Below are 26968 nucleotides of genomic sequence, written 5' to 3'. Positions count from 1 at the left end.
CCCCCTCTGTCCTGCCGGACATCTCCCCCTCGAGGGGGGAGATCGGCTGCCAGCTTGGCTTTCGCCAATTACAACGGTTGAAAGATTGGCGCGCCACCGAAGCTGCCAATCTCCCCCCTCGAGGGGGAGATGTCCGGCAGGACAGAGGGGGGCGCTCAAGCGCGAGTATCTCATATCATGCTAGCCCTCCTCCTCCGCGATATCCGCCTTTCGATTCGGGCCGGCGGCGGGGCGCTGACGGGCGTGATCTTCTTCCTCGCCGTGATCGCCACCATTCCCTTCGGCGTCGGGCCGGACCTGAGACTGCTAGCCCGCATCGGCCCGGCGATCCTCTGGATCGGGGCGCTGCTCTCTTGCCTGCTCGGCCTCGACCGGCTGTTCCAGGCCGACCGCGAGGACGGCTCGCTCGATCTCCTGGTGCTCGGCAACGACCGCCACATGCTGGCGCTGACCGTGCTCACCAAATGCCTGGCGCATTGGGCGGGCAGCGTGCTGCCGCTGGTGGTCGCCGCGCCCCTGCTCGGCCTGTTCATGAACATGGAGCCGGTCGCCATCGGCGCCACGGCGCTTACGCTGCTGGTCGGCACGCCGGCGATCACTTTCATCGGCGCCGTCGGTGCGGCGGTGGCGGTGGCGCTGCCGCGCGGCGGACTCCTGATCTCGGTGCTGGTGCTGCCGCTGACCATCCCGGTGCTGATCTTCGGGGTTTCGGCGAGTTACGGCGCGACGGCCAATCCCGATCCGTTCCTGCAGCCTTTCCTCATTCTTGCCGCGCTGACGTTGTTTCTTGCCGTGCTCGGACCGCTGGCGGCGGCGGTGGCGCTGCGCCATGGCACGGATTGAGGCGGCCATGACCGGCAGAGGCTGCGGCGCGGCGGCCAATTGCGCGGTCACCGGCGCGGGGCTAAGGGAAGGCATGATCGAGCACGGCGGAAGGATCGAATTGGCGGGCGGCATGCCGACGAGGTGGACGGCATGAGCCCGCATGCGCTCTACGTCACCGCCGCCTATACCGTCACGGCGATTGCGCTGGCCGGGCTGATCGGCTGGATCCTGCTCGATCAACGGGCCCGCAAGCGCGAACTGGCCGAACTCGAGGCGGCGGGCGTGCGCCGACGCTCCGACAAGGGCGGGGAGCGCGCGTCATGAGCACGGATATGCCAACGCCGGCGCCGGCCCGGCGCCGCCTGTTCGTGCTGTTGCCGCTGCTGGTCTTCCTCGGGCTGGCGGGGCTGTTCCTGGCGCAGCTCCTGTCGGGGCGCGACACTTCGGAGGTGCCGTCGGCGCTGATCGGCCTGCCGGCGCCGCCGACCAAACTGCCCCCGCTGGACGGCACGAACCTGCCGGGGCTCGATTCGAAATCGTTTGCCGGCAAGGTGACGCTGGTCAACGTCTTCGCCTCATGGTGCGCGCCTTGCCGCGAAGAGCACCCGGTGCTTTTGGGGCTGGCGCAGGACAGGCGCTTCACCATGGCGGCGCTGAACTACAAGGACCGGCCGGAAAACGCCCGCCGATTCCTCGGCGATCTCGGCAATCCGTTCCAGGCGATCGGCGTCGACGAGGCCGGCCGCACGGCGATCGACTGGGGCGTCTATGGCGTGCCGGAAACCTTCGTCATCGGCAAGGACGGCAAAATAGCCTACAAGCATGTCGGCCCGCTGACGGCCGAGACGGCTCAGACGCTGCTATTGCCGCAGATCGAGAAGGCGCTGGCCGCGTCGAACTGAGGCGACTGGCCGGCCTACTTGCCTGCCTTGGCCCGCTCGATCGCGTCGACGATCATCTTCTTGGCGTATTTGGAATCGTGCCAGCCCTCGATCTTGACCCATTTGCCGGGTTCGAGATCCTTGTAGTGCTCGAAGAAGTGCTGCACCTGATCGCGGGTGATCTCGGGCAGCTGCGTGTATTCGGTGACGTTCTCGTAACGCAGCGTCAGCTTCGGCGACGGCACGGCGATGACCTTCTCGTCTTGGCCGGCATTGTCTTCCATGATCAGCACGCCGATCGGCCGCACATTGATGACGCAGCCGGGCACCAGCGCGCGCGTGTTGCAGACCAGCACGTCGATCGGATCGCCGTCGCCAGACAGCGTGTGCGGAACGAAGCCGTAATTGCCGGGATAGCGCATCGAGGTGTGCAGGAAACGGTCGACGAACAGCGTGCCGGCCTCCTTGTCCATCTCGTATTTGATCGGCTCGCCGCCGATCGGCACCTCGATGATGACGTTGACGTCCTCGGGCGGATTCTTTCCGGTGGCGATGGCTTCAATACGCATGACTTATCCCTCTCTCGATTGGCAGACCGATAGCGGGCGGCGCAAAATGGTGCAATGTGGCGAATGGTGCTCAAGAACGCCCAGCAAGACGCAATGGCATTCAATGCGTTCAATCATTAGCAGAAGATGTTTCAGTGTCGTGATTGCGTAGGTTGCGCTTCGCGCCGCTTACGCGATCGTTCCTCGCCGGTCATTCCCAGACGAAAGCAACCTTCTTCAGCGCCTTCTGCTCGAATATCTCGACGCCTTCGGCGATATCGCGGCCGCCGGCGCCGGAATAGAAGGCGAGCGCGTTCTGATTGTCTTCCAGCGCCCACACCACCGTGCCCTTCAATCCGTGGTCGGCAAGCCGCGCCCGTGCCGCCTTGAAAAGCCGGCTGCCGAGCCCGATGCCCTGATATTCCGGCCGAAGGTACAATTCATAGATCTCGCCCTGCTGCTTGAGTTCGCGGGCCCGGTTCTTGCCGATCGTGGCGTAGCCGGCAACCGTGCCGCCAATCTCGATCACCAGGACGGTGGCGGCGCGACGGATGGCATTGGCCCACCAGTCGGCGCCGCGACGGTTGATCATCGATGTCAGGGTGCGGTGCGGGATGATGCCGCTATAGGCGCCGCGCCAAGCCTGCAAATGCACGTCGGCGATCGCCGCGGCGTCGCGCGATTCGGCTTTGCGGATATCGATGCTCAGCGTATTCATGATTTGTTAACCATAAACCCGCATCGCTCGAATGCAAGAGTCCGGGCAGTCCGGAGGACGCTTTCTCACAGGCCGTCATCGCCTGCGCGATGCGCGTTCGAGGCTGTCGGTGGAGCTCAAATCTCGACCAGATGATCGTCGAGCTCGTTGGTGTCGCCCGACGTGACCGGGAAGTGCTCGGCGAGCACCGCTCCAACCGATCGGATCGCCTTGACGAAGCCGTCGGCAAGCCGGTCGTCGCCGGCATGTGCGGTAAGCTCGCGCACCACATCGTCCCAGACATGCTGGCCGACCTTGGCGTCGATGCCTGAATCGGCGACCACCTCGGCGTAGCGCTCGGTGACCGAGACGAACACCAGCACGCCGGTGCGCGCGGTCGTGCGGTGGACGTTGCGGGCCAGGAACTGCTTCAGTGCGTTGTCATGCGCGGTCTGATAGCGCAGCCGTCTCGGCACCATATGGATGCGCAGCCCCGGAAAGGCCCATAACAGCAAAAGAAAGCAGGCCAGCGCCAGAAGCTGGGCAATGACGAAGTGCGGCAGACGGATGGTGAGCCACCAGGCCTCGAGCCCATAGGCGACGGCGAGGCTGACCAGCAGCGTGGCGAGAGCCGCCACGAAGGCAGCCGGAAAGAAGTAGTTGCCGCTGGCATGCGCCACCACGCAGTAGATTTCGCCGTCGGTCCTTGATTCGGCGGCGCGGATCGCCCCGGCGATGCGCTCATGGTCCTGCGGGCTGATCGGTCGTATCGCCATGATCCCTCTCACCAGCTTCCAGAAGAGCCGCCGCCGCCGGAAGAGCCCCCACCGCCGGAGAAACCACCGCCGCTACCGCCCGAGGACCAGCCGCCGCCGCCCGACCAGCCGCCGCCACCTGACGACCAGCCGCCACCCGACGATCGCCGGCTCGGCTCGAACGTCATGCCGAGCCAGCGGTAACGGCCGGGACCGATCTTCTGGCCGAAGATCGGCGGCAACACCGAGGCCGCTATGCTGCCGAAGAAGATGAGCGCCCAGATGCCGATGAAGATGGCGAAGAACAAATCGTCGGAATTGAACGGCGCCTGCTGGTTGCGCTTGCCGCGTGCTTCCAGCTCCTCGGGATTGCCGTTGAGCACCATGATCATGTCGTCGACGGCCTTGGTGATGCCGCCGGAGAAATCGCCGGCACGGAAGGCCGGCACCATGTCGTTTTCGATGATCAGCTTGGTGTGCAGGTCGGTCAGCGTGCCTTCCAGCCCGTAGCCGACCTCGATGCGCATCTTGCGGTCGTTCGGCGCGACCAGAAGCAGCACGCCGTTGTTCTCCTTCGCCTGGCCGAGTTTCCAGAACCGGTACAGCCGGTTGGCATAGGGCTCGATCTCCTCGCCGCCGAGACTGGGGATGGTGGCGACGACGATTTGATCGGAGCCTTTCGTCTCGAAATCGGCAAGCTTCTGCGTCAGTGCGGCCCTGGTCGCCGCATCGATGATGCCTGCATTGTCGACGACACGGCCGGTCAGCGCCGGGAGCTCGGCGGCGAGGGCCGCAAATGGCACCACGAGAACGAGGAGCAGGACAGCGACGCGATACATGGCGCGTCGTCCCTCATTGGCGAGCAGGATCACCACGTCGGAATCCGGCAATCATCCGCCCTGTTTCGTGCCGAAATCGACCTTCGGCGTCTGCAATTTGTCCTCCTCGACCGTGAAATTGGCGAAGGGCTCGTTGCCGCGGAACCAGAACGTCGCCCACAGCACCGAGGGGAAGGTCCGTAGCGTCAGATTGTAGTCCCTGACCGCCTGGATGTAGTCACGCCGCGCCACCGCGATGCGGTTCTCGGTGCCTTCGAGCTGCGCCTGCAGCGCCAGGAAGTTCTGGTTGGCCTTCAGGTCCGGGTATGCCTCCGACACAGCGAGCAGCCGCGACAGCGCGCTGGTCAGCCCTGCCTGGGCGTCCTGAAACCTCTTGAGGGCTTCGGGATCCTTCAACGTTTCTGGCGTTACCGTGACCTGCGTCGCCTTGGCGCGCGCCTCGACCACCGCGTCAAGCGTGTCCTTTTCGTGCGAGGCGTAGCCCTTGACCGTCTCGACCAGGTTGGGGATGAGGTCGGCGCGGCGTTGATACTGGTTCAGCACCTCGCTCCACGCCGCCTTGGCGTTCTCCTCCGCCGTCGGGATGGTGTTGTAGCCGCAGCCGGCAAGCAGCGGCAGCATGACGGCCATCACCAGCAAGGCGGGCAGCGTGCGGAATGTCGGGAAAGCAAGGCGCTGGGCAAACATGATCGGTCCCCTCGGTAGAAGTTGCATGCGAAGCATTACCACAATCGGCGCACAAGAAAACGACCTCGGCGCAGACGGTTGTCGATGGGATCACGGTCGGTCGCAAGGCGCTGTAATTGACGGGGCGAACGCGCTAAGGTCGCCACGAAACAGGACAGCATCATGGCGCAGCGCCAGGACAGCGACACCGAATCGCGCCGCATCCTCGAGCGCGTCGCGCGCGAGACCGATCCGGCCGCCACTTCGCTCGCGGCGCGGACCGCGAAGGCCGTTCGCGACCACGTCGCGGCGGCCGATGCCGACCGCGCGGATCCGATCGAAGTCTGGGGCACGCGCATTGGCAGGATAATTGGGCTGCTGCTGGCGCTGGGCCTGATGGTCTGGCTCGTGCTTTTCCTCGCCCGGGGCAGTTAGGAATCCAATGAGCACCGAGCAAGCCGACGCGCCGCGCGCGGTCATCGTCATTTCCAGCCATGTCGCACGCGGTTCGGTCGGCAATCGCGCCGCCGTCTTTGCGCTGGAATCGCTGGGTTTCCCGGTATGGGCGGTGCCGACAATCATCCTGCCCTGGCATCCCGGCCATGGGCGCGCGACCCGCATCGTGCCGCCGCTCGATCAGTTCAAGGCATTGATGGCCGATCTGGAGCGCGCGCCGTGGCTGGGCGAGGTCGGGGCGGTGCTGTCGGGCTATCTCGGCGAGGCCGGCCAGGCCGAAGCCGTCGCCTCGCTGGTCGCTGCGGTCAAGGCGAGGACGCCCGACGCCGTCTATATCTGCGATCCGGTAATGGGCGATTCGGGCGGGCTCTATGTGCCGGAGCCGACGGCGATCGCCATGCGCGACCGGCTGATGCCGATCGCCGACATTGCTACCCCTAACCGCTATGAGCTGGAATGGATGGCCGGCGTGCCGTTGCCCGACCTGAAGTCGGTGATGGCCGCGGCGCTCCATGCGGGGCCTTCAACCATGCTGGTCACCTCGGCGCCGTCGATGATTTCAGGCGGCACCGGGAATCTTCTGCTCGACGGCAGCCAGGCGCTGCTCGCCGAGCACCGCGTCATCGACAAGCCGCCGAACGGTTTGGGCGACCTGACAGCGGCGGTCTACCTGGCGCGCATCCTCTCCGGCCAGCCGGCGATCAAGGCGCTGCAATCGACGACGGCGGCGGTCTACGAGATCCTGGCGCGCACGGCCAAACGCGGCGGCGACGAATTGCAGCTCGAAACCGATGCGCAGAGCCTGTCGCACCCGATGGCGATGGTGCAGCTTCGCCGTCTCACGCATCCGGGGCGGGACCGCCGCGCGTGACATCGGCCGAAGTCGTTGTTGCCGGCGTCGACGGCTGCAAGGCCGGCTGGATCGTCGTTCGACGTGCACCCGGCTCATTGCCCTCCGTCGAAATTTTCGCCAGCTTCGCCATGCTGCTCGCTGCGGTTCCCGACGACGCGATCGTCGCCGTCGACATGCCGATCGGCCTGCCTGAATTTTCGAGCAAGGGCGGGCGCGGACCGGAGGCGCAGGTCAGGTCGCTGCTCGGGCCGCGCCAATCCAGCGTCTTCTCGATCCCGTCTCGTGCGGCACTCTACGCCGATACCGCCGAGTTCACTTCGATCGAAGCCTGGTACGCCGCGCACCGCCGGGCGAGCGACGTGGCCAGGACGACATCCGATCCGCCGCGCGGCGTTTCGATCCAGGCATTCGGCATCTTTGGCAAAATACGCGAGATCGATACGTTGCTGATCTCGCGGCCCGAACTGCGTGGCCGCGTCTTCGAATCGCATCCGGAAGTGGCTTTCTGTCGGCTCAACGGCGGGCAGGCCATGCTGCTGCCGAAGAAGGTCAAGGGCAGCATCAATCCGGCCGGCATGGCGGAACGCAAGGCGCTGCTTAGCCGGCACGGCTATGCCATAGACTTCCTCGATCAGGCGCCGCCGCGCGGTGCGGCCGCCGACGATTTCCTCGATGCGGCGGCGATGATGCTGATCGCCGGCCGCATCGCCGCCTGCACGGCACGGCCGTTTCCCGACCCGCCACTTACCGACGGCTTTGGCATACCGGTCGCCATCTGGGCGTGACAACATTGCCCAGCTTTGCGCCTGACGCAGGGCATTTCTCACCAACCCCACAATTCTGCATTGCTCGCGACGGGCTTTTACCGCTAGAGCGTTTTCTCGACCGCAACGAGCTGCCGCCTCCAACCCGGAAAGCCGCCCATGCCTCACCTTCCCGACCACCTTCTTGCCGGCTACCGCAATTTCATGAACGGTCGCTATCTCACCGAGAGCGGCCGCTATCGCGAGCTCGCCCGGGAGGGGCAAGCGCCGGAAACCATGATCGTCGCGTGCTGCGATTCCCGCTCGGCTCCCGAGGCGATCTTCGACGCAGGGCCCGGCGAACTCTTCGTGCTGCGCAATGTCGGCAATCTGGTGCCGCCTTACGAGCCGGACGGCGAGTTCCACTCGACCTCGGCCGCGCTCGAATTCGCGGTGCAGAGCCTCAAGGTCAAGAACATCGTTGTCATGGGCCATGGCCGCTGCGGCGGTATCCGTGCCGCGCTCGACGCCAATTCCGCGCCACTGTCGCCGGGCGATTTCATCGGCAAATGGATGAGCCTGATCGCGCCGGCCGCCGAGACCGTGTCGGCCAGCACCTTCATGACTGCGACGGAGCGCCAGACGGCGCTGGAGCGCATCTCGATCCGCTATTCCCTCGCCAATCTCAGGACCTTTCCCTGCGTCTCGATCCTTGAGGGCAAGGGGCGGCTGTCGCTGCACGGTGCCTGGTTCGACATTTCGACCGGCGAGCTCTGGGTGATGAACAAGGAAACCGGCGATTTCGAGCGCCCGGTGCTGGAGTGACCGAAACGGCACGCCAGGCAATGAACATCCGGCCGGTCATGTTCACCGCCGCCGCACTGCTGATGGCGATAATGGCCGCCCGCGCCGATGACGGCGCCATCATCAGCCGGTGGTATTCGGCCCTGCTGGTCGCCGACCGCACCGAACTTTCCGACCTGCTCGCCGACAATGTGCGCATCGAACTCGACGACCTCGGCATCGTGCAGGGAAAGCAGGAGTTCATCGCCTCGCTCGACGAATGGAAAGGTGCGGTTGCTGGTGCCGCGATCCGACACCGGATCGAGAAGAACGAAGGCGGCGTCACCACGGTGATCGCCTGCTACGACTTCCCCGACAACGACATGCTGATGCATGAGACCTTCGCCATAGCGGGCGACCGCATCACGGCCAGCACGCAGAAAGCGCTTGCGGAAAGCTGCGAAGCCTACTGACCGGCAGCGCTGTTGCGCGCGCCGGACGAGCGCCCTACATCGGTGATTTCAGCCCCTCCCGACCTGCCAGCCCGAAAGACAATCCATGCCCGCCACGAAAGCCGTCGACCTCGCCGCCCATCCGCTGACCACGTGGCAAGGGCCACTCGGCCTGCCCGATTTCGCCCGATTTGGCGACGACGAGTTCGCACCCGTCTTCGACGCGGCGCTGAAGGCGCATGAGGCCGAGATCGAGGCCATCGCCGCGAACGAGGATACGCCGACCATCGAGAACACGCTTCAAGCCCTGGAGCTCGCGGGCGAAGCGCTCGACCATGTCTCGTCGATCTTCTGGTGCCGTGCCGGGGCCCACACCAACGAGGACATCCAGGCGCTGGAGCGCGACATCTCGCCAAGGATGTCGAGGCATTTCTCGGCGATCTCGATGAATGAAAGGCTCTTTGCCCGCATCGACGACCTTTACCGGCGCCGCGAGACGCTCAAGCTCGATGCCGAGACGCTGCATGTGCTGGAAAAGACCTGGAAGGGTTTTGTCCGCTCGGGCGCGAAACTCGATGCGGATGGCAAGAAGCGGCTGGCAGGGATCAACGAGGAGCTCTCGTCGCTCGGCACCAGCTTCGGCCAGAACGTGCTTGCCGACGAACGCGACTGGGCGCTGTTCCTCGACGAGGCCGACCTGGCCGGCCTGCCGGATTTCGTGAAGAGCTCGATGGCCGAAGCCGCCGAGATGCGCGGCCAGAAAGGCCGCTACGCCGTCACCTTGTCGCGCTCGATCTACGAGCCGTTCTCGACCTTCTCGGAGCGCCGCGACTTGCGAGGGATCGCCTTCCGCGCCTTCACCATGCGCGGCCAGAATGGCGGCGCGACCGACAATACGGCCGTGGTGCGCGACATGCTGAAGCTGCGCGCCGAGAAGGCGAAGCTGCTCGGCTACGGCTCCTTCGCGGCGCTGAAGCTCGACGACACCATGGCCAAGACGCCCAAGGCGGTGCACGACCTGCTCGATCCCGTATGGGAAAAGGCGCTGGAAAAGGCCGCCGACGACCAAAAGGAGCTGGAACGGCTGGCGGCGGAAGCCGGCAGCAACGAAAAATTCGCCGCCTGGGATTGGCGTTTCTACCAGGAGAAGCTGCGCGCGGAGAAATTCGCCTTCGACGAGGCGGAATTGAAGCCCTATCTCCAGCTCGACCGGATCATCGATGCCTGTTTCGACGTCGCGACAAGACTGTTCGGCATCACCTTCGAAGAGAGGAAAGGCATTGCCGCCTGGCATCCGGACGCGCGTGTGTTCGTGGTGAAGAATGCCGATGGCAGCGAGCGCGGCCTGTTCCTGGCCGACTATTTCGCGCGGCCGTCGAAACGCTCCGGGGCCTGGATGAGCGCACTGAAATCAGGCTACCGCCTGGGCCCCGGCGCGAGCCCGATCATCTACAACATCATGAATTTCGCCAAGCCGCCCGTGGGCGAGCCGGCGCTGCTGTCGGTGGACGAGGCGAAGACCTTGTTCCATGAATTCGGCCATGCCGTGCACGGCATGCTGACCGATGTCACCTGGCCTTCGGTGTCGGGCACTTCCGTCAGCCGCGATTTCGTCGAACTGCCCTCGCAGCTCTACGAACACTGGCTGACCGTGCCGGCGGTGCTGGAAAAGCACGCTTTGCATGCCAAGACCGGCAAGCCGATGCCGAAGGCTCTGCTCGACAAAATGCTGGCGGCGCGCACTTTCGGGGCTGGCTTTGCCACGGTGGAATTCACCGCCTCGGCGCTGATCGACATGGCCTTCCATGCAAGGCCCGACGCGCCTGAGGAGCCACTTCGTTTCGAGGCCGAAACGCTCGAAAAACTCGACATGCCCGACACCATCGCAATGCGCCACCGCACGCCGCATTTCGGCCATGTCTTTGCCGGCGAGGGCTATTCGGCCGGCTACTATTCCTACATGTGGTCGGAAGTACTCGACGCCGACGCCTTCGCCGCTTTCGAGGAGACGGGCGACCCCTTCAATCCCGCGCTGGCCGAGCGGCTGAGAAAGAACATCTATGCCGCCGGCGGCTCGAAGGATCCGGAAGAACTCTACACCGCGTTTCGCGGCAAGATGCCGTCGCCGGAAGCCATGATGGTGAAGCGGGGGCTGGTGTAGGGCGAGCCTTCCCTTCTCCCCTTGTTGTGGGAGAAGGTGGATCGGCGCGCAGCGCCGAGACGGTTGAGGGGTGTTCCAGCGGAGTGAGGCGTGGGTGTTCCCTGGAACGCCCCTCATCCGTCGCCTTCGGCGACACCTTCTCCCACAAGGGAAGAAGGGGGAGCCTTGTCCTTCCACGGATCCGCCACCCTTGGCCAGATCGCCCGCTTCAGTTTCCTGTAATCCGTCACCGCCGGATTGCTGGGATACGCGCTCGGCGCCGAGAGATAGATGATCTCGGCGGCGATCGGTTCGAAGCCGGCGTAGAAATGGTTGGTCGATTTGATCAGCAGCATGTCCTTGGCCAGCGGATCGACGCCGATGTTGGAAAAAATGTCCGGCTCGAAGGTCTGCGTACGGTTGGTGTTGAGGATGATGTCGACCTCGGTGCCCTCGATGCGGATCAACGCGGCGGGCCCGAGCGTCACCCGGCTCGGCCCGAAGCTCTGCCAACCTTCGGCGAGAACTTTCAGCACTGTGACACGGGCGTCGATCGGCTCGCCGGCCTGGGGCCCGGCCTTGCCGCCGAAACGCAGGTCGATGACGGCGCCCTCGCCCGCGGCCCGGCAGAAGGTCACGGCGACCGGATCCCAGATCGTCGCCACGCCGACATTGTCGATGCCGCGGGCCAAAAGCTCCCGCAGCACGATGGTGCCGTCACCCGGCACGCCGCCGCCCGGATTGTCCCAGATGTCGGCGATGACCACCGGCCTGCCGCGCTTTTCAGCGTGCACCACCAGCGCCCGATCGATGCCATCGCCGGCGCTCAGCATCGTCATCGCCGTCTTTTCGCGCATCGCGTAGAGCTCGCGTCCCAGCGTTTCGGCCAGCGCGTCGCCCTTGGCCTTGTCATTGTCGGTGACGACGAGGATACGCGTGCCCATTTCGGGCACATCCGCCGCCATGAAGCCATGGATGACCGAGACCGACAGCACGCCGTCCCTGCCGTGCAGCGCCTTGATACGGTCGACGAAGGAGCGCATCGGTTCGCGGCTGGTCGGCAGCACCTGGATCATGCGGCAGTCGAAGGTCGAGATGACGGGCTTGATCTCGCCACGCGCCGCGGCAAGGCCGAGCTCGACGACATGCTCGCCGCGCTCGTAGAAGTCGGTGTGCGGGAATTCGAGGAAATAGGCCATGATATCAGATGCCGCCACGCGCTTGGGCGTGAGATGACTGTGCGGATCGAACTCGCAAGCGATCACCACGCCAGGCCCGACGATCTCGCGCACCCGTTCGAGCAGGTCGCCCTCGCAGTCGTCATAGCCCTGCGCCACCATGGCGCCATGCAGGCCGAGAATGACGGCCTCGACCGGCAGCGCTGCTCGGAGCTGGCCCAGAATCTCGTCGCGCAGCGCCTCGTAGGTCTGCCGCTGCACCAGCCCGCCGGGCTCGGCCCAGGTGGCGGTGCCCTCGATGACGGTCAATCCCTCTGCGGCCGCGCGCCGGCGCAGCACGACGATCGGCGAGGAGCACAGCGTCGGCGTCTCCGGATGCTTGCCCGGCCCGGCATAGAAGGCCATCTCGAACGATGCCCTGTCGGTCGGCACCGGCGAGAAGGTGTTGGTTTCCGTCGCCAGCGAGGCGGTGAAGATGCGCATGAAAGCTCCGTGGACAGGTTACTCTTCGCTCTCGCAATTCCGGACGGAAAACCGCCACACACTTTTTCAATGGAATTGCTATTTGACGGCCCCGAGCGCCAGCCCCCGCACGAGGTACCGCTGCAGCCAGATGAACAGGATCGCCACTGGCAACGTCGCCAGCAGCGTGGCGGCCATGACGTGATGCCATTCGATGGTGTAGCGCCCGGCGACCAGCGAGAACACCTGGATCGGCAGCGTGTAGCTCTCCTGGCTGCGCAGCATGGTGAGCGCCACGACGAATTCGTTCCAGGCGTTGATGAAGGTGAAGATGGCGGTGACGGCAATGGCCGGCAGGCAGAGCGGCAGGAACACTTTGCGCAGCGTCAGCCAGCGGCCGGCGCCTTCCATCCAGGCCGCCTCCTCGAGATCGCGCGGGATGGTGTCGAAATAACTCTGCAGCATCCACACGGTGAAGGCGACGTTGAAGGCCATGTAGATGAAGCCGAGCGCGGTCGTCGATTCGACCAGCCCCCAGGCGGCCATCAACCGGAACAGGCCCAGCACCAGCACGATCGGCGAGATCATCTGCGAGATCAGCAGGAACTGGCGGAAGGCGCTGTAGCCGGCAAAACGAAAGCGCGACATGGCATAGGCCGCCGGCACGGAGATCAGGATAGCCCCGACGGTGGCGATCACCGAGACATAGAGCGAATTGGCGAGCGCCCGGCCGAAGCCGGTCGCCACCCACATGTCGGCAAAATTCGACCAGCGGAATTCGCTCGGCCACCATGTCGGCGACAGCACCTCCTGCCGCGGCTTGACCGCGGTCAGGAACATCACCGCGAAGGGGAAGACCGTCACCACGATCAAAGGCGCCAGCAGCAGCCAGGCGATGACGGTACGTTTCAGCTTGCTCCTCATACGCGCTGCTCCCGCATGGCGAGGCGCACATAGATCATGGTGAAGACCAGCAATATGGCGAACATCACCAGCGACACGGCGGAAGCCTCCCCCAGTTTGCCGATGCGGAAGGCAAGCTTGTAGAGGTGAGTGACCAGGATGTCGGTCGAGTTGGCCGGCCCGCCCTGCGTCATTACCCAGATGATCGGGAAGGAATTGAAGACGTAGATGGTGTTGAGCACGATGGCGATGTTGATGAACGGTTTCAGGAGCGGAAAGGTGATTTCGCGGAACTGCTGTGCCGGCGTCGCTCCTTCGAGCGCGGCGGCCTCGTAGAGATCGTCCGGAATCGAAGACAGGCCGCCGAGGAAGATCGTCGTGGTGAACGGCACCGTCACCAATATGCCGATCAGCACCTGCATCGGGAACGCCGTCTCGGCGCTGGCCAGCCATTGGACATTGTGATCGATCAGGCCGAGGCCGAGCAGCGCCGAATTCAGCATGCCGCTTTCGCCGCTCAGCGCCCAGCGCCAGACCACCGCCGTCATGGTCAGCGACACCGCCCAGGGCAGCATGATGATGACGCGGGCAAGGCCGCGGCCGTAAAAATCGGTGTTGAGGATGATCGCGACCGGGATCGACAGAAGCAGCGCGCCGCCAACCACCAGCACGGTCCATATCCCCGTGCGCCACAGTGCCGCGACGAAATCGGGATCGGTGGTGAGGGCGGCGAAATTGGCAAGGCCGCTGAATTCGCGCAGCTGGCCGAAGCGGTTGACGTCATGCGTGGCGATCTGGATCAGGTCCCAGACCGGCCAGAAGATCACGATTGCCGCCAGGAACAGGCTGGGCAAGGTCAGCAGATAGGGCAAGAAGCGATTTTGCATCGGCTGGCCTGCAACCTCGGCGCACGGGATCGGAAGGTTCTGCTTATGCGGATTTCGGATCGGGAGACCAAAGATGTGGCGCGCCCCGCCTGAGTGGGGCGCGCCACGGGCGCAGGGAGATACGCCCTATTTCTTCAGCACGGCGTTGGCCTTCGCCGCCGCATCCTTCAAACCTGCCTCCGGGTCGCCGCCGAGGTATATCTTCTGGATCGCGTCCGAGGTGATCTGGGCGATCTCTTCCCAGCCCGGGATGACCGGCGCGAAGCGGGCATCGGGCAGAAGCGCGGTGAAGGCGGCGAGGTCGGCATTGTTGACGTAATAGTCCATCTTGGCCTCTTCCTTGTTCACCGGCAGGAAGCCCTCGCCTTGCGTGAACTTGGCGCGCTGTTCCGTGGTGAACAGGAAGTCGAGCAGTTTCCAGGCCTCGTCCTTGTTCTTGGAGTTCTTGAACATGATGATGGAATCGGTGACGCCATAGGTGCCGCGCTCGCCGGTCGGGCCGGCGGGTATAGCCGCCACGCCGTATTTCAGGCTCGGCGCCTCTTCCTTGATCTGGTTGGACAGGAAGGGTGCGGTGATCATCATGCCGACCTTGCCCTGCTTGAACAGGTTCTGAACGTCCTCACGGTTGTTGGAGGTGACGCCGGGCTCCGTCAGGCCCTCGTCGATCATCGACTTGTAGAGCTTGGCGGCTTCGAGCGCGCCAGGCGTGCTCAAGCCCGATGTGCCGTCCTTGTTGAGGATCTCGGTGCCGTATGACCACATCGCATAGTAATAGTAGACGTCGGTCTCGATCTCCTTGCCCTGCAGGCCGAAGCCGAATGTGCCGGACCCCAGCGCCTTGATCTTGCGGGCGTCCTCCTGCAGCTCGGTCCAATTGGCCGGAGGCTTGGCGATGCCTGCTTTCTCGAACAGCTCCTTGTTGTAATACATGGCGCGCGCCGAAGCGGCGATCGGCAGGCCGTAGGTCTTGCCGTCCATGATCGAAGGCGACAGGAACGTGTCGATGAAACGGCCCTTGAAGTCTGGCGTGATGTAGCTGTCGAGCGGCTCGGCGACGTCCTGCTGCACGAAGTCGATCAGCCAGCGCGTGCCGATGATCGAGAGATCCGCATTGGTGCCGGCGGTGATGTCGGTGGTCAGCTTCTGCAAGAGCACATCCCACGGCACCACTTCGAACTTGACCGTGATGCCGGGGTTCTTTGCCTCGAACTCCTTCTTGACCTCCTCGAAGTAGGGGCCGGTCTTGGCGCTGTATTCGGCGACGGTGACGCGCACCTCGCCGGCTTGCGCCTGTGCCGCGAAGGCCAGCATGCTCATTCCGGCCATCAAGCCGACAGTCCATTTCGCAATGCTCATCCGATCTCTCCCATTTTGTTCCGCGCTTTTGCGCTCCTCACGCCGATGTTGGCGCAGGATTATGTGACTTTCCTACATTATCGAGGATCTGGCCGCACGCAAGCAGATTATCGTGTTGCTTAATTACATTCCATTCACTAGCCTGCCGGCATCTACCTAGAGCAGTTCCCCGTTTCACAGAAAACGGAGAACCACTCTAACTCTTTGTTTTGACGCAATTCCGGACGGAAAACCGTATACACTTTTCTGGAATTGCTCTAACTGCCGGAGGAGCAAGCGCCGTGGTTTCGAAAGCCGAATTCGAAGGCCGCACTGTCGTTGTCACGGGCGCCGGCGGTGGCCTCGGCTCGGCGATCGTCGCGTTGCTGGCCGGAAGAGGCGCGCGGGTGGTCGGTTGCGATCAATCGGAGGAGGCGTTGGCAAGCCCGCACCTCGCCTCGCGCCATGTCTTCAACCTTCTCGACCGGGTTTCGGTCGAGGCAGCCGTCGCGGCCGTGCTCGACAAGGACGGCGTGCCCGACATCCTGATCAACAATGCCGGCTGGACGCGCGCGGAGACGCTCGGCGCATTGACGACCGACAGGATAGGGCAGGAAGTCGACCTCAACCTGACCGGCGTGATGACTTTTGCCGACCCGCTGGTCAAGGCGATGGCGGCGCGCGGTTCGGGCAGCGTCGTCTTCATTTCTTCCGTCAACGCCATCGCCCATTTCGGCAACCCCGCCTATGCCGCCGCCAAAGCCGGTATCAACGCCTATGCCAAGGCGATCGCCGTCGAGCTCGGCCGCAGCGGCGTTCGCGCCAATGTCGTCTGTCCGGGATCGATCCGTACCGCCGCCTGGGACCATCGCCTGGCCAAGAACCCCGACATTCTCGGCAAGCTCCAGCGGCTATATCCGCTCGGCCGCATCGTCAATGCCTCGGAGGTGGCGGAAGCCGTGGCGTTTCTTGCCTCCGACCGGGCGTCCGGCGTAACGGGCGTGGTGATGCCGGTGGATGCCGGCCTGACCGCCGGCTGCCTGCCGTTCATCGACGACATAGTGGGAGCGTGACCATGACCGACGTCCAGTTCCGCGGCCTTTCGAAATCCTTCGGCCAGCACAGCATCCTCGAGAATATCGACCTCGACATCGAGAGCGGCGAATTTGTCGTGCTGGTCGGCCCGTCCGGCTGCGGCAAGTCGACCTTGCTGCGCATGCTGGCCGGACTGGAAACGATAAGCTCGGGCGATCTCGTCATTGGCGGCGTGCGCGCCAACGACCTGCCGCCGCAGCAGCGCAACATCGCCATGGTCTTCCAGTCCTATGCGCTGTTTCCGCATCTCAAGGCCTCCGACAATATCGGCTTCGGGCCAAAAATCCGCGGCGAGAGCCGCGCCACGGTCGAGGACAAGGTCAAGAAGGCATCCGGCGTCCTCAACCTGTTCTCCTATCTCGACCGTTACCCCCGGCAATTGTCGGGCGGCCAGCGCCAGCGCGTCGCCATGGGCCGCGCCATCGTGCGCGAACCCTCGGTCTTCCTGTTCGACGAACCGCTGTCCAACCTCGACGCGCAATTGCGGGTGCAGATGCGCACCGAGATCAAGGCGCTGCACCAGAGACTGAGATCGACGGTCGTCTATGTCACCCACGATCAGATCGAGGCCATGACCATGGCCGACCGCATCGTGGTGATGGATCGCGGCCGGATCCAGCAGGTCGGGCCGCCACTGGAGCTCTATGACCGGCCATCCAACAAGTTCGTTGCCGGCTTTCTCGGCTCGCCCTCGATGAGTTTCGTTTCCGGGTCCCTCAAGACGACGGCCACGAACAGCTGGTTCGAATCGACTGGCGGCGGAAGGCTTGCGCTTGCCGGCAAAGAGGTGCCGACAGGCGGCGCGGTGGAGGCCGGCATCCGGCCCGAACATTTTGTCATCGGCGAAGCTGCCGACGCGATGACCATCAAGGTGGACGTCGTCGAGCCGACGGGCTCCGAAACCCATGTCTACGGCGCCATTGGCAGCGATACGGTGCGCGTCGTCTTCCGCGACCGGATGCAGGTGAAGCCGGGCGACCGCCTGCCGGTCTCGGTCGAGCCGCGCAACGTCCATCTTTTCGACAAGGCGACGGGCCTGCCTCTATGAAAGCACAAGCGTGAAGACACCGGTATGAAGACACCGGCCGACATCATCACCCGGTTGCAGCTGATGTCGCAGGACGGCACCAAGTCGGATCGCCGGCTGGCGGGCCTGGTCCTGTCCGATCTCGATTTCGCCTCCAAGGCGGCGATCTCGGAGATCGCCGCGCGCGTCGGCGTCAGCGAGCCGACGGTGACCCGCTTCTGCCGCAATCTCGGCTGCGAAGGCCTGCGCGACTTCAAGTTCTATCTGGCGCAGGCGATCGCCATTGGCGGACAGTATCTGTCGCCCGAGCCGCTGAGCCGCGACGCCCGCGAGCAGCGCATCGCATCGGCCATCACCGAGGCGGCGATATCGGCCATCCAGCGCGCCAGCGAAAACCTCGACATGACGACGCTGGTCGATGTCGCCGCGCGCATTGCCACGTCAGGCAACGTGCTGTGTGTCGGCTCCGGCGGCATTTCCTCGATGATGGCGACCGAGATGCAGAACCGGCTGTTCAGGCTGGGCCTGCCGGTGCTGGCGCAGATCGACGGGCAATTGCAGCGCATGTACGCCGCCGTGGCCACGCCCGACACCACGCTGGTCGCCTTCTCGGTTTCCGGCTATGCACGGTCGGTCATCGAGGCGGTGCAGGTCGCGCAGCAATATGGCGCCACAACGGTCGCCGTCACCGCGCCGGACTCGGCATTGGCCAGGGCCGCCGACACCGTCATCCATTTGCAGCCGCTCGAGGACGGCAACATCTACAAGCCGACATCGTCGCGCTATGCGCTGCTGGCGATCGTCGACATGATCGTCACGTCGGTGGCCGAGACGCGCGGCCCGAAGGTGCTGGAGAATTTGCGCCGCATCAAGCAGAGCGTGAACACGCTGAAGGTCGACGATCCGCGTTTGCCGCTGGGCGATTGAACTTCAGGCCGAAGCACTGAGTGCCTCGATGCGCTGCATCAGCACCTGGGGTTCACCCGTCACGCGCAGCGTCTTGAGCCGTGCCGTGCCGCCGGCGACAACCGAAACGGCCGAGGCCGGCACTCCAAGCGTCTTGGCGGCCAGCTTCTCCAGCGCTCGATTGGCGGCGCCGTTTTCGGGCACGGCGCGGACCCGTGCCTTCAAATGGCTTCGCCCATCAGCCGATGTCTCTATGCCTTCGAACCTGTCCATGGAAGACTTCGGTGTCAGCCGGACGAACAATTCGATGCCGTTCTCGCGGATGCGGAACGGGGCACTCATGCGAGCATCGGGTTCACAGCACCAGCGGTGCCACGGTGGTGAGCAGGAACTGCCTGAGGAAGAACAGGATCAGCAGCAGGATGATCGGCGAGATGTCGATACCGCCAAGGTCCGGCATGAAACGTCGGATCGGCCTGAGCGCCGGTTCGGTCAGCCGGTAGAGCATATTGCCGATGCTGCCGACAAACTGGTTGCGCGAGTTGACGACGTTGAAGGCATAGAGCCAGGAAAAGATCGCCGAGATGATGATGACCCACCAATAGAGGTCGAGCGCCATGACGATTGTTTGAATGAGGGCGAGCATGCCGGTCTCCAATTGTTGCCGACATGTAGCCATTGCGCGCGAAACCGGCAAGGGCAGGCTTCGGCCGCCAGGATTTCGGCAAAACGTCGCCTTGACAGAAAACTGCCGTGCCCGATAAATGCGCCATCCGCTGGACGGGGCTGTAGCTCAGCTGGGAGAGCGCGTCGTTCGCAATGACGAGGTCAGGGGTTCGATCCCCCTCAGCTCCACCAGCGGGATAGTCGTTTTCTTCTCTTCGCTGCATTGCAACAGCCGAACCCACGTCGGTGGCTACGGTGCGAAATGTCACGACACTGGCGCCCTTTTCCGTCCATCATGAAGGATTGCGAGAGCCTTCCGGGGCAAACGCCTGTCAATTGGACTTATGGCGGTGATCGCTATGGAATCGCGCTATTTTTTTTGGAATCCACCCCATTAGAGTGACATTACCAAATCAGTTTTTTCTGTGTGTTGTAGCAAGGCGTTTCGGTGGGGGCGGCTGACGGCGCTATACGGATTTGGAAGTCGATATGAAGAACCCGCCCGCGGAAGCAAAACGTGTCAATTCGCGAGTATCTCGCTGCAAATCTCAGACGGCTCTGTAAGGAGCATGCCTCGGTAAGCGCGGTATGCCGGGAACTGGGCATCAATCGCACGCAGTTCGAACGCTACCTTCAGGGACAGACCGTTCCGAACAAGGCGACAGCCAAGCTGATCTGCGACTATTTCCGCATCGACGAAGCCGAATTGTACCGGGAACCGGGCGCGCCGAAGCCTGCGGTTCGTGGCCTGCCACCGATTTCCGAAAGCCTGTTCAACCAAATGATCCGGCCGCCCGCCCCGTCGATCGCGGGCGGCACCTACTTCACCTATTTTTCGATCCCGGCCCGCCCCGACCTGTTGATGCGGTCGGTGACCTTCGTGCGGCGCGACGCCGAGCTGGTGACGTTCCGAAGGGTTACCGGATGGTCGGAGCGCCGGGGAACGACGTGGGCGCGGGCGCGCGGCAATCATTACGGCGTGGCGATCTCGCGCCTGAACTGGATCTACTTCAGCGGCGTCAATCGCCGCCAGACCGGTGAACCATCGCTGATCTCGGTGCAGTGGGCTCCCATCTCGGAACCGGTACTGATTGGCAAGGCCATGCTTCTGACGGAAGCCGGGCCGGCCTTCGTGTCGGTCATCATGCGGCAGGACGTATCCATCGGCCCGCGGCAGGCGATCCGCATGGCGCACGTCGTCAAGCTCGACGACCCGAGCCTCGACCAGCTCGTGGTCAGCCTCGCTCGGGAGGGGCTGGACTGATCGCGTCAGAATCTTCCCTTTTACGCTAAATAAGAATAACTCTATCCGGAAATAGCGTATGCCGGCAGTCATCTACTCCGTATGTGAGTAAAATCGATTTTTTGTACTTTAGGGCTAAGAAAGATAATTTAGATTAATGCAGTTTTACTACCATTTTAACAAACCATTAACTCTTTCGATCTTACCTTCCGCCCGTGGATCCCGTTTTTGGGGATCTTTTCAACAGATCCCATTTGGGGGTCAGGAAGGGATGAAAATGGCGAAGAAAGTGAACACTGCTCCGAAGCTGACGATTGCCGCAGGCACCCAGACCGTCTTCTTTTCGCAGGGCATGCACTACAACAAGCGCTGAGCTGCCCGAGGCGCCGGCGACGGTTGTTCGTCGGCGCCTCGCCTTCGCAATGACATTTCTGCATTCGGCTTTCGGCATCATGAAAATGCGCTCCGCAAAAACGCTTGTCTTCTACCCCGGCGCCAACAAGGTCACGGCGTGCAATTTCCTGACCAGAAGCGTCTTCGAATGCAGTTCCGAGGTGATCGGTCTTCTCGCATCCTGGGACAAATGGGCATCCGCCGCGGAGATCGCGCGGGACCACGGATGGTCGCGATCAGAGCTGGATGCCGTCATCCCCCAATTGCTCGATTTTTCCGCACTGGTGACCGCCGGGTCGCAACTGGCCGAACAGGAGAGCCAATTCTCGGGACAATGGAACTGGGGCATTCCGACCGCGCTGATGCATTTCTGCGTCCAGGACAGCGAGTTCATGACCATCGAACAGGCGGAGGCACGGCAGATCGAACGCGCCGGTCACACCGTGCAGCCCGACCTCGTGCTCAGGAATTCCGCGGCGGCCATCCGGCTGCCGGACGCGCTGGACGACAATGAACTCATTGCCCTGATGGCGCAGCGTCGCACGAACCGAACGGCGGCGGCGCCCACCATCACCGCGAAACAGCTTTCCGACTGTCTGTTCGCGGGCATGGGCATCACCGGCGAGACCAGCAACTGCGTTGGCGCCCTGCCGCTGGGCATGACCCCTTCCGGCGGCGCGAGAAACCCCTACGAAGCCTATGTGGTCGCGCCGGCGGTGGAAGGGCTGGAGCCCGGCGTCTATCACTACTCGGCTGTCGGACACGATCTTGAAAGGATTTCGGCGAACCACCTGCCGAAAGTCTCCGAGCTGGTCGGCGGACAGGAATGGGCCGACCCCATGCCCTGCCTGGTCCTGCTCTGCGCAAGGCTCGACCGCACCATGTGGAAGTATGAGGACGCCAACGCCTATCGTGTCGTGCTGATCGAAGCTGGCCATATCGGCCAGAACATGATGCTTGCAGCGACCAGGCACGGCCTGTCGGCCTGCCCGACCGCGGCGCTCAGCCACTCGGCGATCAAGCGCCTGCTCGGCCTCGACCGGCTCACCGACGCGCCCATCTACGCCTTGACACTGTCTATCCCGGAAACCGATCCGCGCCCGGCAGCGGGGTCGATCAATTAGCCGATTGATTATGTTCAGAGTGCCCGGTGAGGGGGTCCCCTGAATTCCACCACATCACAGGAGCAGCAAGTGGCCAACCAATCCCTACGCCAGTCCGAGATCGACAGTCTCCAATATATCGCGTCGATGGCCAATGAGCTGGTGCAGATGGCCGAAGCAAGCCGTTTCCCCATGATGTCCTATCTGCTGGGCATGGCTTATGCCGAGGCTTTCGACGTCCTTCGCGGCGCCCGGCCGGCGAGGCATCCGCAGCTCAGCGGCAATTCGATGCACCCCAGGACGCAGGCGAAAGACAATCGCGTCCAGCCGAGGAGAGCATAGCCAGATCCGGCCATCATCTCGGTGCGCAATGGCGTGCCCCGGGACGTGCGCGGCAAGGCCTGCTGCCGTCCTTGAGGAAGGCCGCCGTCGGCTTGACCGCATCGAGATGGCCTATTGGTTTGGTTGGAACACGCGGGCGCAGAGGCAACATCATCCAAGGCCGGCCGGCCGATGTCGCCGCGATCGCTGCAATGATCGCCCGCAGCCCGCCGAACCGGCCTTTATGCACGACGACCTGAGGGGAACCCACAAATGAACATGATCGCAGCCATCAAAAGCGCCGATGCCGGTGAAAGTGTCTTCAGCCGCCTCCATGCCCTGATCGCCAGCCGGCCGGCATCGCCGGATGTGGCGCGCCTTCAAGCGCGCCAACTGGTTTCCACGGCGATAGCCGACACCTGGCACGCCGACAGTCTCTGGGGGGCGGTGGATGCCTTCCATGCCCATTTCGACTTCATGATGCAGACCATCGAGATCAACGGCGCCGACGATCCGAACCTCAGGATCCTGCGCATGAGATGCCGCTTCTACCTCGAGCAGGTCGAGGCCCTGTGTCTGTCGATGAGCTATCGGTAGGCCGACCGTTCGACCTTGCTTTGATCCGTGTATGTCGTTTCTCCTGAACCGGGTTCAGTCTTGGGCGACATGCATCAGTTCCGAAGGCTGAATACGAATGGCGCCGTGCGGCTGACGCGCGAACCCAGCTCCGGCGGCGGCGGCGGCACGGTGGCGCCCTGCAGCACGGCGAGCGCGGCGCGGTCGAGGTCGGGATCGCCCGAGGAGCGGACGACGCGCGCCGACGTCACCCGGCCTGAGGCGTCCACCGTGAAGGTGACGTTCGCATTGCCTTGCGAGCGTCGCGATTTCGCGGCGCTCGGATAGCGCGTATGCCGTTTGATCCATGACAGCAGCCGCGATTCCCACTTGGCCGGGCTGACGCCGGACGCCCCGGACGCCGATTTCGGCGCCGCTGTCCTGGGGGCGGGCTTTGCTTCCGCGCTCGCGGCGGTTATCGTCTTCGGCGGCGCCTTATCCTTTTTCGGCTTGGGCTTCTCGACCGGCTTTTTCACCTTGGCCTGGACGGGTTTCTTTTCCGTGGGCGTCTCGACCGGCTTCGGCTGCGGCAGCGGCACGACGACGTCAGGCGCGACCGTCTCGACCATGTCAGGGACGATCTCTTCAAGCGGGGGTTGGTCGGCCGGCTCAGCCCGCGTCGTTTCAGTCGGTTCGGTCGTGTCAGGCGGCGTTGCATCCGGCTCGGCAACGGGCTCCGCTTGCTCGGCCATTTTCTCGGGCTCGGCTTCGGCGGCCTTTTCGGTGTCCTCGACCGGCTCGGCCTGGTCGGGCACAGCGGCGTCCAACATCGCGGCTTGTTCGGGCACGGCCGGCGTCGCGACCATCGGCGCCATCTCGATGGCCAGCGCCGGCGGCGGCCCGCCATCCGCCGGGTCGACCGGAGTGAAGCTCTGTACCGCATAGGCGACCGCAACATGCGCCCCAAGCACCAGCGCGGCCGCAACCGCCCACAGGCCGAGGTCGCGCCAGCCGAGGCGCGACAGCTCCACCGTGGGCGAGGCGGCCGCTTGCCCGGTCATGGACCAGCGGCTCCGCCTGGATCCGCTGCGGGAGCACCGCCGGCGGGCGCAGCCTCCAGGCCGACCAGGGCGATCTTCAGGTAGCCGGCGCCGCGCAGCAGGTTCATCGCCTCCATCAGGTCGCCATAGGCAACCGCCTTGTCGGCGCGAAGGAAGATGCGCGCCTGCTTGTCGCCTTTGGTCCTGCCGTCAAGCGTGGCGGCGAAAACCTGGCGCGGCACGGTGTCGTTGCCGATCGCTAGCGAGAGGTCATCCTTCAACGTCAGGAACAGCGGCGTCTCCGGCCGCGGCGCCGGCGTCGCGGTCGAGCCCGGCAGGTCGACATTGACATCCACCGTCGCCAAGGGCGCTGCGACCATGAAGATGATCAGCAGCACCAGGATGACGTCGATGAAGGGCGTGACATTGATCTCGTGGCTTTCCTCGAGATCGTCGTCCATGGTCTGACGGATGCGGCTGCCCATGGTCTTGCCCCGCTACTGCGCCGCCAGCGCCGTTGCCGGCGCCACCGTGCGGAAATCGAGGTCACGGCTGACCAGCCGCTCGACGCCAGCCGAGGCGTCGGCGAGGATCTGCCGGTAGCCGGCTATCGAGCGCGCAAAGACGTTGTAGATGACGACGGCCGGTATCGCGGCGACGAGCCCCATTGCGGTGGCGAGAAGGGCTTCGGCAATGCCCGGCGCCACCACCGCCAGATTGGTGGTCTGCGCCTGCGAAATGCCGATGAAGGCGTTCATGATGCCCCATACCGTGCCGAACAGACCGACGAAAGGCGCGGTCGAGCCGATCGTCGCCAGCAGGCCGGTGCCGCGCGACATGCGTCGCGCCGCCGCCGCCTCGATGCGTGTCAGGCGCGAGGCGACCCGTTCCTTCAGCCCGTCGCCGCCGGCATGGTCGAGCGCGCCGGCCGAAAGTGCCGCTTCTTCCTCCGCCGCCCGCACCAGCAGGGCGCCGGTGCCGCCGTTGCGGTCGAGCGCGCGGCTCGCCTGCTTCAGCGTCGCGGCATTGCCGATGGCCCGCGCGGCGCGACGAGCGCCAAGCTTGCCGGCAAGCACTTCCAGCGACTTGGCCAGCCATATCGTCCAGGTGACGAGCGAGGCGAAGGCCAGCCCGATCATCACCGCCTTGACGATGATGTCGGCAGCCATGAACATGCCCCATGGCGACAGATCGTGCGGCAAGCTCAGCGCCGGCGAGGGCTCGGCCGCCGTACCGGCCCCGGCTTGCGGCTGTGCAGGCGCTAGGGCTCCCACGGGAGCGGCGGGCGCGGCCGGCGATGGTGCTGGCGCCGTAATGGTGGCGGGCGTGCCGCTTGCCGGCTGCTCCTGCGCCGGCGCGCTGGCGGCCGCCAGCATGGCGGATGCAAACAGCGCTGCGACCAAACCGGTTCTCGACATCGTCTTCTTCCTCGTTCTCACAGCCGCCGGTCTCCCCCGCCGTGGCGCTGAAGCGTCACTGGACGTAGCCGACGGGCTGGCCTGTGACGGGGTGCGCGAACACGCCCATCTCGACCCCGAAAATGCCCTTGAGCACATCGCCTTGCATGATTTCGCCGGGCGTGCCGCGCGTCAGCAGCCTGCCGTCCTTCAGGGCAATCAGCTCGTCGCAATAGCGCGCCGCCATGTTGGGATCGTGCAGCACCACGACGACGCAAAGGTCGCGCTTGCGGCTGAGATCCCTGACCAACCCAAGCACCTCGACCTGATGGGCGATGTCGAGCGCCGAGATAGGCTCATCGAGCAGCATGACGCCGGCATTCTGCGCCACCAGCATGGCGAGCCAGGCGCGCTGGCGCTCGCCGCCCGACAGCTCGTCGACCAGCCGGTCGGCAAAGCCGGCCATGTCGGTCAGGGCCAGCGCTTCCTCGACATGCCGTCTGTCGTCCTGGCCGAAGCGGCCGAGCGCGCCATGCCACGGATAACGTCCGAGCGCCGCCAGCTCGCGCACGGTCAAGCCGGTCGCCGCCGGCGTCGTCTGCGGCAGATAGGCAAGCGCCCGCGCCAGTTCGCGCGCACCCCACTGGGCCAAAGGCCGCCTGGCGAAGGTGATGGCGCCAGAGCTTGCCGGCTGCTGGCGCGCCAAAAGCTTGACCAGCGTCGACTTGCCGGACCCGTTGTGGCCGATCAGCCCGTAGACGCGCGCACACTGCAATTCGAGCGAAACCGGACCGAGCAGCGTCCGCTCGCCCACGGCAAAGCGCACCGTGTCGATGTGGAAAGCAGTCTGGGTGTCAATTCCGGTCAAGGTCCGTCTCCAGTACGGCTGCGGGCATGTCATCAATCCGGTTTTCGGCAGCCGTGCCCGGTTGACTATGAAACATGACTTTACTAGTCAACAATGAAGTTGAGTTTTTGCATCAACAAGACATCGTGACGCCTGATGCCGCTTCGAATTTCAGGCAAGGAAGCGTTTCCGTGAAGCGATGAACCGCTCTAAGGTCTTCGCTGAAACAGGAAACCGCGCATGATCAAGGCGACACCCTTCGATTTTCCCTATGACGGCAGGCTGGTGGCCGAGAACACCGCGCTGGTCGTGATCGACCTGCAGCAGGATTTCCTGTCGACGACGGGTTACTTCGCCAGGAAGGGATATGATCCATCGCCGTTGAGAGCGATCCTGCCCGCGGTGAGCCGGCTGATCGCCGCTGCCCGCGAGGCGGGCGTCAGCATCGTCCATACAAGGCAGGGCTACCGGGCCGACATGGCCGACATGACGCCGTACGAGAAATGGCGCCGCAGGCGGGCCGGCCTCGACGGCACCGAGATCCTGCTTCGTTCGGGTCCGGGTTTTCAGATCGTTGCGGAGATCGACGTCGCGCCGCAGGACATCATCGTCGACAAGACCTGCAACGGCGCCTTCACCTATACGGATTTCGAGCTCGTGCTGCGCGCGCGAGGCATCACGCATCTTCTGTTTTGCGGATGCACTACGGATGTCTGCGTGCACACGACGCTGCGCGAAGCCTGCGATCGCAACTTCCAGTGCTTGACGATCTCCGACGCCTGCGCCAGCGGCGACAGACGGGCGCATGAGGCGGCCCTTCACATGGTGACGGTCGAAGACGGCGTCTTCGGCGTGCTGGCGGATTCTGGTGCAGTCATTGAAGGCCTGTCACGGCTGGGTAACAAGGCGCGTTAAAGGATTAGGTACCGCAGAGCAGCCTCGCACGTCATAGACACGGCAGGATAGCAC

General features: G+C 64.2%; 33 protein-coding genes and 1 tRNA gene. 19 read left to right on the top strand and 15 right to left on the bottom strand.

The features are described from left to right. The first annotated feature begins 177 nt into the window (after nucleotides 1–177). The 4 genes from ccmB to FJ979_RS05530 are packed head-to-tail and all read left to right on the top strand — an operon-like array spanning nucleotide 178 to nucleotide 1727. Nucleotides 178–843, top strand: a complete 666-nt coding sequence (ccmB, locus tag FJ979_RS05540; protein ID WP_140524610.1) for a heme exporter protein CcmB — start codon at nucleotides 178–180, stop codon at nucleotides 841–843. Between the two features lie 7 nt (nucleotides 844–850). Further along, complete coding sequence (locus tag FJ979_RS33310) at nucleotides 851–979, top strand: hypothetical protein (protein ID WP_281405998.1); 129 nt, start codon at nucleotides 851–853, stop codon at nucleotides 977–979. Beyond that, a complete protein-coding gene (ccmD, locus tag FJ979_RS05535) occupies nucleotides 976–1149 on the top strand; it encodes a heme exporter protein CcmD (protein ID WP_140524611.1) in 174 nt (57 codons plus the stop codon). The genes FJ979_RS33310 and ccmD overlap by 4 nt, the downstream gene beginning before the upstream one ends. Continuing rightward, nucleotides 1146–1727, top strand: a complete 582-nt coding sequence (locus FJ979_RS05530; RefSeq protein WP_140580203.1) for a DsbE family thiol:disulfide interchange protein — start codon at nucleotides 1146–1148, stop codon at nucleotides 1725–1727. The genes ccmD and FJ979_RS05530 overlap by 4 nt, the downstream gene beginning before the upstream one ends. A 14-nt stretch (nucleotides 1728–1741) precedes the next feature. Here FJ979_RS05530 and ppa read toward each other — a convergent pair whose 3' ends face one another. The 5 genes from ppa to FJ979_RS05505 form a co-directional block, all read right to left on the bottom strand. Continuing rightward, complete coding sequence (gene ppa / locus FJ979_RS05525; protein ID WP_140514009.1) at nucleotides 1742–2275, bottom strand: inorganic diphosphatase; 534 nt, start codon at nucleotides 2273–2275, stop codon at nucleotides 1742–1744. Nucleotides 2276–2465: 190 nt separating this feature from the next. Continuing rightward, nucleotides 2466–2972 carry a GNAT family N-acetyltransferase gene (locus FJ979_RS05520; protein WP_140492466.1) on the bottom strand — a complete coding sequence of 169 codons (507 nt, stop codon included), beginning with the start codon at nucleotides 2970–2972 and terminating at the stop codon, nucleotides 2466–2468. Nucleotides 2973–3088: 116 nt separating this feature from the next. Beyond that, on the bottom strand, nucleotides 3089–3727 hold the full coding sequence (locus tag FJ979_RS05515) for a TPM domain-containing protein (RefSeq protein WP_140514007.1): 639 nt from the start codon (nucleotides 3725–3727) through the stop codon (nucleotides 3089–3091). Between the two features lie 8 nt (nucleotides 3728–3735). Then, the gene (locus tag FJ979_RS05510) at nucleotides 3736–4545 is read right to left on the bottom strand and encodes a YgcG family protein (protein WP_181165206.1); all 810 of its coding nucleotides are present in this window, start codon (nucleotides 4543–4545) and stop codon (nucleotides 3736–3738) included. Between the two features lie 51 nt (nucleotides 4546–4596). After that, entirely contained in the window at nucleotides 4597–5232 is a 636-nt protein-coding gene (locus tag FJ979_RS05505; protein ID WP_140514006.1) for a LemA family protein, read from the bottom strand. Between the two features lie 162 nt (nucleotides 5233–5394). Between FJ979_RS05505 and FJ979_RS05500 the strand changes: the two genes are divergently transcribed. From FJ979_RS05500 to FJ979_RS05475, 6 genes are all read left to right on the top strand, one after another. Further along, nucleotides 5395–5646, top strand: coding sequence for a hypothetical protein (locus tag FJ979_RS05500; RefSeq protein ID WP_140524617.1), 252 nt, complete (start codon nucleotides 5395–5397; stop codon nucleotides 5644–5646). Nucleotides 5647–5653: 7 nt separating this feature from the next. Beyond that, the gene (gene pdxY / locus FJ979_RS05495) at nucleotides 5654–6538 is read left to right on the top strand and encodes a pyridoxal kinase PdxY (protein WP_140524619.1); all 885 of its coding nucleotides are present in this window, start codon (nucleotides 5654–5656) and stop codon (nucleotides 6536–6538) included. Continuing rightward, on the top strand, nucleotides 6535–7305 hold the full coding sequence (locus FJ979_RS05490) for a DUF429 domain-containing protein (RefSeq protein WP_140524621.1): 771 nt from the start codon (nucleotides 6535–6537) through the stop codon (nucleotides 7303–7305). The genes pdxY and FJ979_RS05490 overlap by 4 nt, the downstream gene beginning before the upstream one ends. Before the next feature lie 138 nt (nucleotides 7306–7443). Continuing rightward, complete coding sequence (locus tag FJ979_RS05485) at nucleotides 7444–8088, top strand: carbonic anhydrase (protein WP_140492485.1); 645 nt, start codon at nucleotides 7444–7446, stop codon at nucleotides 8086–8088. 20 nt (nucleotides 8089–8108) lie between these two features. After that, a complete protein-coding gene (locus FJ979_RS05480; protein ID WP_181168552.1) occupies nucleotides 8109–8519 on the top strand; it encodes a nuclear transport factor 2 family protein in 411 nt (136 codons plus the stop codon). Nucleotides 8520–8604: 85 nt separating this feature from the next. After that, the gene (locus tag FJ979_RS05475; protein WP_140580202.1) at nucleotides 8605–10659 is read left to right on the top strand and encodes a M3 family metallopeptidase; all 2055 of its coding nucleotides are present in this window, start codon (nucleotides 8605–8607) and stop codon (nucleotides 10657–10659) included. Between the two features lie 113 nt (nucleotides 10660–10772). Here FJ979_RS05475 and FJ979_RS05470 read toward each other — a convergent pair whose 3' ends face one another. The 4 genes from FJ979_RS05470 to FJ979_RS05455 all read right to left on the bottom strand — a co-directional run bounded on the left by FJ979_RS05470 (nucleotide 10773) and on the right by FJ979_RS05455 (nucleotide 15427). Then, nucleotides 10773–12299, bottom strand: a complete 1527-nt coding sequence (locus tag FJ979_RS05470; RefSeq protein ID WP_140580201.1) for a M81 family metallopeptidase — start codon at nucleotides 12297–12299, stop codon at nucleotides 10773–10775. A gap of 78 nt (nucleotides 12300–12377) precedes the next feature. Continuing rightward, nucleotides 12378–13202 carry a carbohydrate ABC transporter permease gene (locus tag FJ979_RS05465; protein WP_140580200.1) on the bottom strand — a complete coding sequence of 275 codons (825 nt, stop codon included), beginning with the start codon at nucleotides 13200–13202 and terminating at the stop codon, nucleotides 12378–12380. Continuing rightward, on the bottom strand, nucleotides 13199–14068 hold the full coding sequence (locus FJ979_RS05460; protein ID WP_140580199.1) for a sugar ABC transporter permease: 870 nt from the start codon (nucleotides 14066–14068) through the stop codon (nucleotides 13199–13201). Before FJ979_RS05460 ends, FJ979_RS05465 begins: the two co-directional genes overlap by 4 nt. 126 nt (nucleotides 14069–14194) lie before the next feature. Further along, on the bottom strand, nucleotides 14195–15427 hold the full coding sequence (locus tag FJ979_RS05455; protein ID WP_140580198.1) for a sugar ABC transporter substrate-binding protein: 1233 nt from the start codon (nucleotides 15425–15427) through the stop codon (nucleotides 14195–14197). A gap of 281 nt (nucleotides 15428–15708) precedes the next feature. Here FJ979_RS05455 and FJ979_RS05450 point away from each other — a divergent pair, with 281 nt between their 5' ends. Genes FJ979_RS05450 through FJ979_RS05440 form a run of 3 tightly spaced genes read left to right on the top strand, consistent with a single transcriptional unit; the run spans nucleotide 15709 to nucleotide 18455 of the window. Further along, a complete protein-coding gene (locus FJ979_RS05450; RefSeq protein ID WP_140580197.1) occupies nucleotides 15709–16479 on the top strand; it encodes an SDR family oxidoreductase in 771 nt (256 codons plus the stop codon). A gap of 2 nt (nucleotides 16480–16481) precedes the next feature. After that, entirely contained in the window at nucleotides 16482–17549 is a 1068-nt protein-coding gene (gene ugpC / locus FJ979_RS05445; RefSeq protein WP_140580196.1) for a sn-glycerol-3-phosphate ABC transporter ATP-binding protein UgpC, read from the top strand. A gap of 24 nt (nucleotides 17550–17573) precedes the next feature. Beyond that, complete coding sequence (locus FJ979_RS05440; protein ID WP_140492512.1) at nucleotides 17574–18455, top strand: MurR/RpiR family transcriptional regulator; 882 nt, start codon at nucleotides 17574–17576, stop codon at nucleotides 18453–18455. A 3-nt stretch (nucleotides 18456–18458) separates the two neighbouring features. On the opposite strand, the gene FJ979_RS05435 is transcribed toward FJ979_RS05440, so the two are convergent. Both FJ979_RS05435 and FJ979_RS05430 read right to left on the bottom strand, forming a co-directional pair. Continuing rightward, complete coding sequence (locus tag FJ979_RS05435; RefSeq protein WP_140580195.1) at nucleotides 18459–18776, bottom strand: DUF167 domain-containing protein; 318 nt, start codon at nucleotides 18774–18776, stop codon at nucleotides 18459–18461. Between the two features lie 13 nt (nucleotides 18777–18789). Next, nucleotides 18790–19080 (bottom strand): YggT family protein, encoded by a 291-nt coding sequence (locus FJ979_RS05430; protein ID WP_140492518.1) that lies wholly within the window; start codon nucleotides 19078–19080, stop codon nucleotides 18790–18792. 136 nt (nucleotides 19081–19216) lie between these two features. On the opposite strand from FJ979_RS05430, the gene FJ979_RS05425 reads away from it, so the two are divergent. From FJ979_RS05425 to FJ979_RS05400, 5 genes are all read left to right on the top strand, one after another. Further along, nucleotides 19217–19292, top strand: a tRNA-Ala gene (locus FJ979_RS05425). Between the two features lie 325 nt (nucleotides 19293–19617). After that, the gene (locus tag FJ979_RS05420) at nucleotides 19618–20364 is read left to right on the top strand and encodes a helix-turn-helix transcriptional regulator (RefSeq protein ID WP_140524635.1); all 747 of its coding nucleotides are present in this window, start codon (nucleotides 19618–19620) and stop codon (nucleotides 20362–20364) included. A 401-nt stretch (nucleotides 20365–20765) separates the two neighbouring features. Continuing rightward, a complete protein-coding gene (locus FJ979_RS05410) occupies nucleotides 20766–21860 on the top strand; it encodes a SagB/ThcOx family dehydrogenase (RefSeq protein ID WP_224655812.1) in 1095 nt (364 codons plus the stop codon). Nucleotides 21861–21929: 69 nt separating this feature from the next. Next, nucleotides 21930–22181 carry a hypothetical protein gene (locus FJ979_RS05405; RefSeq protein WP_140513987.1) on the top strand — a complete coding sequence of 84 codons (252 nt, stop codon included), beginning with the start codon at nucleotides 21930–21932 and terminating at the stop codon, nucleotides 22179–22181. A gap of 252 nt (nucleotides 22182–22433) precedes the next feature. Further along, entirely contained in the window at nucleotides 22434–22757 is a 324-nt protein-coding gene (locus FJ979_RS05400) for a hypothetical protein (RefSeq protein WP_140580194.1), read from the top strand. Nucleotides 22758–22831: 74 nt separating this feature from the next. On the opposite strand, the gene FJ979_RS05395 is transcribed toward FJ979_RS05400, so the two are convergent. Genes FJ979_RS05395 through FJ979_RS05380 form a run of 4 tightly spaced genes read right to left on the bottom strand, consistent with a single transcriptional unit; the run spans nucleotide 22832 to nucleotide 26020 of the window. Next, nucleotides 22832–23776 (bottom strand): energy transducer TonB, encoded by a 945-nt coding sequence (locus tag FJ979_RS05395; RefSeq protein WP_140580193.1) that lies wholly within the window; start codon nucleotides 23774–23776, stop codon nucleotides 22832–22834. Then, the gene (exbD, locus tag FJ979_RS05390) at nucleotides 23773–24240 is read right to left on the bottom strand and encodes a TonB system transport protein ExbD (protein WP_140492534.1); all 468 of its coding nucleotides are present in this window, start codon (nucleotides 24238–24240) and stop codon (nucleotides 23773–23775) included. Before exbD ends, FJ979_RS05395 begins: the two co-directional genes overlap by 4 nt. Nucleotides 24241–24252: 12 nt before the next feature. Further along, entirely contained in the window at nucleotides 24253–25173 is a 921-nt protein-coding gene (exbB, locus tag FJ979_RS05385) for a tonB-system energizer ExbB (RefSeq protein ID WP_140580192.1), read from the bottom strand. Nucleotides 25174–25228: 55 nt separating this feature from the next. Next, the gene (locus tag FJ979_RS05380; RefSeq protein WP_181168544.1) at nucleotides 25229–26020 is read right to left on the bottom strand and encodes an ATP-binding cassette domain-containing protein; all 792 of its coding nucleotides are present in this window, start codon (nucleotides 26018–26020) and stop codon (nucleotides 25229–25231) included. 219 nt (nucleotides 26021–26239) lie between these two features. On the opposite strand from FJ979_RS05380, the gene FJ979_RS05375 reads away from it, so the two are divergent. After that, complete coding sequence (locus FJ979_RS05375; RefSeq protein WP_140580190.1) at nucleotides 26240–26914, top strand: isochorismatase family cysteine hydrolase; 675 nt, start codon at nucleotides 26240–26242, stop codon at nucleotides 26912–26914. The last annotated feature ends 54 nt before the right edge of the window (nucleotides 26915–26968 follow it).

Origin of the sequence: Mesorhizobium sp. B1-1-6, from assembly GCF_006443035.1 — a bacterium.
In the GTDB taxonomy this organism is placed as follows: domain Bacteria; phylum Pseudomonadota; class Alphaproteobacteria; order Rhizobiales; family Rhizobiaceae; genus Mesorhizobium.
This window is presented reverse-complemented; position numbering and strand designations above follow the sequence as displayed.